This window comes from Mycobacterium sp. E3198 (assembly GCF_001667015.1).
Taxonomy (GTDB): domain Bacteria; phylum Actinomycetota; class Actinomycetes; order Mycobacteriales; family Mycobacteriaceae; genus Mycobacterium.
The window spans coordinates 68,654-75,985 of record NZ_LZIS01000015.1 but is presented as its reverse complement, the minus strand read 5'-3'; the positions used below and the strand labels follow the sequence as shown (position 1 = coordinate 75,985).

The window sequence follows — 7,332 nt, the reverse complement described above, 5'->3', positions numbered from 1 at the left end:
TGCCGCAGCACCGACGCCCCGGCGTTGTCCTCGCCAACCACGCCCACCAGCGCGACCGGTACCCCGAGTTGGGCGAGACCGACCGCCTGGTTGGCGCCCTTGCCGCCGAGCAACTCGCCGCGCCGCAGGACAGTGGTGGACTCGCTCGCCGACGGCGGTCCCTCGGTGCGTAACACCAAGTCGCGCCCAATCTGACCGATGACCACAACGCTCATACGGATACTGTGCCCACTTTCGGGCCATCGGATCAGCGGCAGCGCGGCGAGGCGTCACCGTGTGGTTCGATCAGCACGAAGGGCGGCGAACAATAAAAGGCGGGACACACGTGACACGACGATTCGGCGGGATCTTCGTGGTCCCGTTCCTCGCGGCGCTGGCGATGCTGCTCGCGCCGCCTGGCAGGGCCGACACCTACACCGACCAGGTGGTGGGCCGGTTCGATGCGCAGACGCACGTGGTGGCCGACGCCGCGGGCCGTCCGCCGCTGGAAAACGCCGACAAGCTGAACCAGCAGATCCTCACCAGCCGGTGGGCGTGGAGCCCCGCCCCGCCGGTGTGGGTGGCCGCGGTGGCGCCCGGCCAGACCGGTGTGACGACGCCGGACGCCATCCACAACGTCTTTCTGGGCCGCGATCCGGGCTTCAGCGGGGTCATCCTGGTGATCGACGCCAAGGGCTATCACGTGCGCGCCTACAACGTGCCGAGGGTGATCGCGGACAGCGTGGACCCGTTCCTGGGACAGTCGGCCAAGGAGCACCGCAACGACCCCTACGGCGCGACCAGCGACTTCGTCAGCAAGCTCTCCGGTGTGACCGCCTCGTCCGGCAGCACGGTCACGAGCTCGCCCGTCGGCAGCGCCAGGCATTCCGGCTTGGCCCCACTGTGGACGGCCCTCATCGTCATCGGCGTCGCCCTGGCGGCGGTCGGCCTGATCTGGTTCGCCGTGAGCCGAAGCCGCAAGCGCCGCAAGGACAACGAGGCGCGCGAGTGGATCAAGGGGCAGCTGATCGCCGCCGAGTCCGAGGTCGCCGACCTCGACAACGCGGTGATGGTCAACGCCGACACCGACGTCAGCGCGGAGTCGCTGAAGGCCAACGCGAGTCTGGGTGACGCCCGAAAGGCTTACCAGGAGGGCGATTACACCGCGGCGCGGGCGCACCTGCGGGCCGTGCAGGCCACCGTGAACAAAGCGAACCGCAAGCTGAACCCGGGGCCCGACGTTTCCGCCGTGACGTCGGTGCCGGAGCAGGATCGCAGGCAGGCCACGGTGCGGGCGAAGAACCCGAACACCGGGGAGTACGTGACGATCAATAACAACAACTACAGCACCACCCCGCAACCCGGATACGCGAACTACTACCCCGGTGGCATGTACAACGGGATGTTTTTCTATCCCGGCTACTACCCGTACGCGTTCTGGGGGCCGGGCTGGGGCTGGGCACTTGCCGACGTCCTGTTGATCGACGCCATGCTCGACGACCATTGGGGCGGCAGTTACGACCGGGGTTTCGACGCCGGTTGGGAATCCGCACAGGCGAATCAGAGCTTCGACAGCGCCCCGAGCGGAGGCTACGACAGCCAGCAGGGCGACGTCGGCTTCGACGGGGGCTACCAGTACTCGGGCGGCGGCGACACCGGTTTCGGCGGCAACGACTGGGGCGGCGGGTTCGATTCCGGCGGCTCGGACTTCGGCGGCGGGTTCGACTCCGGTGGGTCGGACTTCGGCGGTGGATTCGACTCCGGCGGGGGAGACAGCGGATTCTAGAACGCCGAGATCCCGTCGCGGTGTGGGTGCAGCGCTCCCACCGGTGAGGTCAGCGGGAGATGCAGGGCGTCAACGATTCCCGGCTCCGCCTCGCACACCCAGGGGATGGCGTTGACCGCCCGCATGCCGGTTGCCAGCAGGCCGTGATCATTGTGGCTGTCGCCGGGCCGGTGCCCGACCTCGAATTCGGCATCGAAGCTCGGCTCGCCGTCGATGACGACGCGCCAGATGCCGTCGGTTCCGCCGGTCCGGCCCTTGGGCCAGTCGGGGGCGAGGTCGTCGGCGATGCGGTCGACGTGCTCGATGGTGATGACGTCGACGCCGTCGACGACCCCGATGCAGCGCGCCCGGGTGGCGCCGACGGTCCCCGCCTCGACGAGCCCGAAGGCGGTGGGTATGTCGCGCGGTGTCGGCTGAAACTCGCACGTTTCGTGAATGTCGTCGAGTTGCACCCCCAGCGCGTCGGCCACCATCGTGACCGCGGCGCCCCAGCCCCAGCGCAGGACGCCGGGCCTCATCAGGCCGCCCTGGTAGTCCAGCGGCTGGCCGAATCCGAACAGCTCGCGCATGTCGTATTCGGCCGGGTACTCGGAGTAGTTGGTGATCTCGATGCCGCGCACCGAATAAACCTTGTGCGACATCGACATCAGCGCGATCGGGAACAGGTCGGCGCCGAATCCGGGCTCGATGCCGCTGGAGAACAGCGAGCTGCGACCCGCCTCGGCCGCGCCGCGGATTGCGTCGGTCACCTTGCCGGGCAGCGAACCGTGCGGGTACACCAGCCCCGGTATCGCGGTCGTCACCACGTTCTTGCCGGCGGCCAGGATTCGGCACAGGTCGCCGATCGCCTCCTTCATCCGGGGCGGTGCCGGCGCGGCGTAGACGACGCAGTCCGCGTCGCCGCCGAGGATCGCCGACTCGTCCCGGGTGGCGAGAACGCCGACGGGGCCGATGCCGGCGAGTTCGCGGGCGTCCTTGCCGTTCTTGCTGTCGGAGTGCACCCACACCGCGACGAGATCGAGGTTGGGGCGGTCGGTGACGGTGCGGATCGCGTACTTCCCGACGCCGCCGGTGGCCCACACCGCAACCTTGTACTGGTCCTTCACGAGATCGACTTCCTTTTCCAGTGGCTGCCCTTGACCGCGTCCAGGGCCTCGGTGACGTAGAGATCGAGCGTTCGCGGGGCGCCGGACTGGCGCACCCATTGCTGAAACGCGAAATCGGCTGCCGAGAAAGCGAGTTGGACCAGCAGGCCGGGACGGATGTCGTCGCCGGGGTTGGCGCCCATCCGCTCGCCCACCAGCTTGGCGGCGCGTTCTTTGTCCGCGGGCGTGTGGATGGTGGCCTTGTCGAGCAGGCCGGGAGCGACCAGCAGGGCTTCTCGCCACTCCTCGACATCGGCTTGGTCGAACGAGCGGATCCGCGCCACGATGGCGTTGATCAGCGCGACGTCCGGCGACTCCCGGGGCGGCCGCTGCTCGAGGAGGTGGACGATGGCGGCGCCGCCGTGCCGCACGGGGGCCAGCAGCAGATCCTCCTTCGTCGGCACGTGGCGGAAGAAAGTGCGCGGGGAAACGCCTGCGGCCGCGGCGATTTCCTCGGTGGTCACCGCGTCGTAGCCGCGTTCGATGAACAGCCGGAACGCCGCGCGCCGGATCTCGGCGCGGATCTGCGCGCGCTGCCGATCCCGCAGGGACCCCTCGGTCATCGGAAGCAGCCGATGCCGCCGTCGACGTGAATGGTCTGCCCGGTGATGAACGTCGCGTCGGTGCCGAGCAGGAACGCCACCAGCGCTCCGACATCGGTGCGGACGTCCCCGATCCGCTTCATCGGCACGCGACCCACCGCCTTGGCGTAATCGTTGGGCGCGAACTGTTTCCACAGCTTCACGCCGTCGGACTCGGCGAACGGGCAGATGACGTTGACGCGGATGTTGTCGCGGCCCCACTCCAGCGCGGCGACCTTCGACAGCCCGCGGATGGCCTCCTTGGCGGCGGCGTAGCCGCCCCACCTCGGTTCGCCGCCGGTGCCGGTCCCCGAGCCGAGGTTGACGATCGACCCGCCACCGGCCGCGACCAGCACCGGATGCGCGGCCTGCATGAGCAGGAATGTCGCGCGGGGTCCGACGTCGTAACCGAGCGCCAGGTCCTCGGTGGTGACGTCGACGAACGGCTTGGGCTCGTTGGTGGCGATGGCGTTGTTGACGAGGCCGTGCACGGTGCCGAAGGCGTCGACGGCGGCGGCCACGATCCGCGGGGCGTTGCCCGGGTCGCGCAGGTCGGCGACCAACTTCTCCACCGGGCCCGCGGCTTTCAGTTCGTCGGCGGTGGCGCTCAGGACGTCGGCCTGGATGTCGACCAGCAGCACCGACGCGCCGCGCTCGAGCAGCGCCGCGGCGATGCCCTTGCCGACGCCCTGGGCGGCGCCGGTGACGATCGCGACGTGGCCGCGCATCGAGGACGGGTGGCTGTACGTCATTGCTCGGGCCCGATGTGCAACGGCACACCCCGATGCATCTCGTAGGTGCTGCGCACCCCGTTCGGCAGCTCGATGAACTCCACCGGAGTACCGTCGGGGTCCTTGACGAAAAACATTCGCACCCCGCCTATTTCGAACGGATCCTGGTCGGGTGTGCAGCCCGCCGCGCTGAGGCGCCGGTGGGTGTCATCGAGGTCACGGACGGAGAGCGAGACGTTGTGGATCCCGGTGGCGGTCCGGCGTGGCTCGTCGGCGGTGGGCTTGGCCCCCAGCGAGAGCGACTCGACCATGAGCCCGCCGAGCAGCCCGCCCACCACCCGGCCCTCCTGTTTTTTCTTCGCGTGCAACACCGCATCGAAGGGCTCGCCGGAGATCAGCGTTTCGAAGACGACGTCCATGCCGAGCGCGTCGCGGTAGAACGCCAGCGCGCGGTCCATGTCGCTGACGCCGATGACGAGGTGGCAGAACGACACGTCGCCCAGGACGGTCATGGTGTGGCCGCAAGGTTGGGGGCCGGGCGGCCGGCGAACAACGGGAGCTCAAGGTAGGTCTTGATGCCGGGCGCGGCGGCGCAGACGTCGGGGATGGCGTTGACGCAGTGGTTGGCCGTGGCGACCACGCCCGGGTTCTTCACCAGCCCTTCGGCGATCGTCTCGGGTTGCAGGCCCTTGAAGGTGAGGCTCACGGTCGGGTCACCGGTGATCTCCACTTCGAAGCGTTCGCCCCGCCCACCGAAATTCCAGGCCGGCTCCAGGTCTTCCTCACCCATCAACCAGTTCACCGCGGCGGTGATGACCGGTTCGCCGTCGACGAGGGCCTGCCAGCGGAACCGGCGCGCGGCCACCGTTCCCGTGGTGATCGGGAAGGGGGCGTAGTCGATGTCGGCGGTCGCCACCGCGACGTCCTGGATGGTCCGGATGTTCGGCTCGATGCGAAATCCCATGTGGTCGGCGATCATTCGGACCGACTGCTTGAAGCCCGCGTCGAGCAGGCCGGCCATGGGGCCCTGCATCGCCTCCTCGGGCGTGCCGCCGAAGCCCATGATGTGGCGCACGACGTCCGGGGCGTTGTAGGTACGGATGTCGGAGAACTCCTCGGCACGCACGTGGGTGACCGCCGACGACAGCGACGACACCATGAGCGGGAAACGTTCGGTGATGCCCCCCGGATGAATCCCCGACCCGTGCAGGGTCACCCCGCCCTCGAGGGCCGCGTCGGCGACGGCCTGGTGGCGCGGGTTGCCCGGGTCCGGGTACACCCAGCCGACCGGGGTGACCACGTTCTTGCCCGACCGCAGGATCGCGATGACCTCGTCGTCGTTGGGGACCAGGGGGCTGTACACGACGCAGTCCGCATCCATGGCAAGCAACCGGTCGACGTCGGTGGTGGCGGCGACGCCGAGCGGGGACGCGCCGATGATGTCACCGACGTCGACGCCGTCCTTGCTCGCGCTGTGCACCCAGCACCCGACCAGCTCCAACTCCGGATGATTCAGCACGCATGCAATGGCCGCCTTGCCGACACCTCCTGTCGCCCATTGGATGACACGGACGTTCATGTGGCCTCCCAGGTGCACGCCTTTACACGCCAACGACTGAAATGGCACAGTATGACCCGCTGACAGTCACTGTCAATCACGCGTAGGAAGGCCTGCCCATGGGCGCCCTCGACGGCAAGATCGCCATCGTCACCGGCACCAGCCGTGGCGTCGGCGTGGGCATCGCGCACGAATTGCTGCGCGCGGGCGCGACGGTCATCGGCTGCTCGCGCTCGCCGCTGGCCGCCATGCCGGGCGTCGACGCGGAACCCGACTGGGCGGCCCGCGCTCACCAAAAGGTCTGCGACCAAGGTGATTACCGCTCGATCGACTCCTTCGTCGCCGACGTCGCGGCCGCGCACGGGCGCATCGACATCCTGGTGAACAACGCCGGCGGGACGGTGCCGGCGCCGCACGCCGAAAGCATTCCCGAACTCGTGCAACGCATCCAGGGCGCACCGCCGAGCGACGACGACTACGAGCGCACCGCGCTGTTTCACGCGTACGCGGTGCAGATGAACCTCATCAGCCCGCTGTGGTTCGCGATCCGCGCGTATCGGCAGATGAGCACCCAGGACGGCGTGGGCTGCATCATCAACATCTCCAGCGGCGCCGGGCACCCCGCCGGGTCACCCACGCTGGTTTCCTACGGGGCGGCCAAGAGCGGGCTCAACCAGCTGACCCGGTCGCTGGCCGAGGAGTGGGGGCCCAAGGTCAGGGTGAACTGCGTCGCGCTCGGCCCGACGATGACCGAGAACTTCCGCTCGTTCGTCCTGCCCAAAGACGACCCGACCGGCGAAAAATACTTCGCCGCCGTCCCGCTGCGCCGGGCGGGCGAGCCGGCGGAGGTGGGCCGCGTCTGTGTGTTCCTCGCGGGCGGCGACGCGGACTTCGTCAACGGCACCACCATCGAATGCGACGGCGGCATGCTGCCCGGAGTGCTCTACGACGCGGGCCTGAAGACCATCACGGACCTGCTGTAGCGCCGTATCGCCTGACAGTGCGCCGAAACCGCCCGCATCGAGCGGTGCCGGTGCTATTTTTCGAGCACATCGCTGGCTTGGGGAGGCAACCGTGCGTCGGACGATCGCCGCAATTGGGTGTGCACTCGCGCTAGTCGCGGGCGGCTTTTTTGGGACGCCCCGCGCGGCCGCCGACAATCCGGTCTGCAGCCAGACGTGGTGCTCGTTCCTGTCCCCATCAGGCAACATCGGCTGCGAGATGAGCTACCAACGCGGCAACGGCATTCCCGACGAAACCTACTGTCAGTCCGACGACCCGCCCCAGTCCGTGCGGATGACGACCGACGGCACGTTCAAGAGGTGCGCGGGCGACTCTTGCCTCGGCAACGCGGGCGAGGGCACGCCCGCCTTGCCCTATGGCCAAACCGCTTGGATGGGCCCTTTCAGCTGCCGGTCGGAAACCGACGGCGTCACCTGCAAGGTCGTTTCGGGGCGCGGCTTCACCATTTCCGACATCGGGATCTTGCCGGTCGGCTAGCGGCCCGGGGCGTCGGCGGGCTTGCGCGCGGCGAAGCCCCAATTGGCCCGTA

9 protein-coding genes are annotated in these 7,332 nt (G+C 68.8%); 3 read left to right on the top strand and 6 right to left on the bottom strand.

Translation table 11 applies throughout. The features are described 5' to 3' along the window. On the bottom strand, positions 1 to 215 hold a 215-nt coding region (locus A5673_RS02855), incomplete at its 3' end, for a PfkB family carbohydrate kinase (RefSeq protein ID WP_231970824.1). A 110-nt stretch (positions 216 to 325) separates the two neighbouring features. Between A5673_RS02855 and A5673_RS02850 the strand changes: the two genes are divergently transcribed. Continuing rightward, on the top strand, positions 326 to 1,765 hold the full coding sequence (locus A5673_RS02850; RefSeq protein ID WP_068226989.1) for a hypothetical protein: 1,440 nt from the start codon (positions 326 to 328) through the stop codon (positions 1,763 to 1,765). Here A5673_RS02850 and A5673_RS02845 read toward each other — a convergent pair. The 5 genes from A5673_RS02845 to A5673_RS02825 are packed head-to-tail and all read right to left on the bottom strand — an operon-like array spanning position 1,762 to position 5,801. Continuing rightward, positions 1,762 to 2,871: a hypothetical protein gene (locus A5673_RS02845; RefSeq protein ID WP_068226988.1), complete on the bottom strand. Its 1,110-nt coding sequence runs from the start codon at positions 2,869 to 2,871 to the stop codon at positions 1,762 to 1,764. The two genes, A5673_RS02850 and A5673_RS02845, sit on opposite strands and share 4 nt — an antisense overlap. After that, the gene (locus tag A5673_RS02840; RefSeq protein WP_068226987.1) at positions 2,868 to 3,473 is read right to left on the bottom strand and encodes a TetR/AcrR family transcriptional regulator; all 606 of its coding nucleotides are present in this window, start codon (positions 3,471 to 3,473) and stop codon (positions 2,868 to 2,870) included. The genes A5673_RS02845 and A5673_RS02840 overlap by 4 nt, the downstream gene beginning before the upstream one ends. After that, positions 3,470 to 4,243 carry an SDR family NAD(P)-dependent oxidoreductase gene (locus A5673_RS02835; protein WP_068226986.1) on the bottom strand — a complete coding sequence of 258 codons (774 nt, stop codon included), beginning with the start codon at positions 4,241 to 4,243 and terminating at the stop codon, positions 3,470 to 3,472. The genes A5673_RS02840 and A5673_RS02835 overlap by 4 nt, the downstream gene beginning before the upstream one ends. Next, positions 4,240 to 4,734, bottom strand: coding sequence for a VOC family protein (locus tag A5673_RS02830; RefSeq protein WP_068226985.1), 495 nt, complete (start codon positions 4,732 to 4,734; stop codon positions 4,240 to 4,242). The genes A5673_RS02835 and A5673_RS02830 overlap by 4 nt, the downstream gene beginning before the upstream one ends. Next, complete coding sequence (locus A5673_RS02825; protein ID WP_068226984.1) at positions 4,731 to 5,801, bottom strand: dihydrodipicolinate reductase; 1,071 nt, start codon at positions 5,799 to 5,801, stop codon at positions 4,731 to 4,733. The genes A5673_RS02830 and A5673_RS02825 overlap by 4 nt, the downstream gene beginning before the upstream one ends. A 98-nt stretch (positions 5,802 to 5,899) precedes the next feature. Between A5673_RS02825 and A5673_RS02820 the strand changes: the two genes are divergently transcribed. Continuing rightward, on the top strand, positions 5,900 to 6,763 hold the full coding sequence (locus tag A5673_RS02820) for an SDR family NAD(P)-dependent oxidoreductase (RefSeq protein ID WP_068226983.1): 864 nt from the start codon (positions 5,900 to 5,902) through the stop codon (positions 6,761 to 6,763). A 238-nt stretch (positions 6,764 to 7,001) separates the two neighbouring features. Further along, positions 7,002 to 7,280: a hypothetical protein gene (locus tag A5673_RS02815; RefSeq protein WP_231970821.1), complete on the top strand. Its 279-nt coding sequence runs from the start codon at positions 7,002 to 7,004 to the stop codon at positions 7,278 to 7,280. The last annotated feature ends 52 nt before the right edge of the window (positions 7,281 to 7,332 follow it).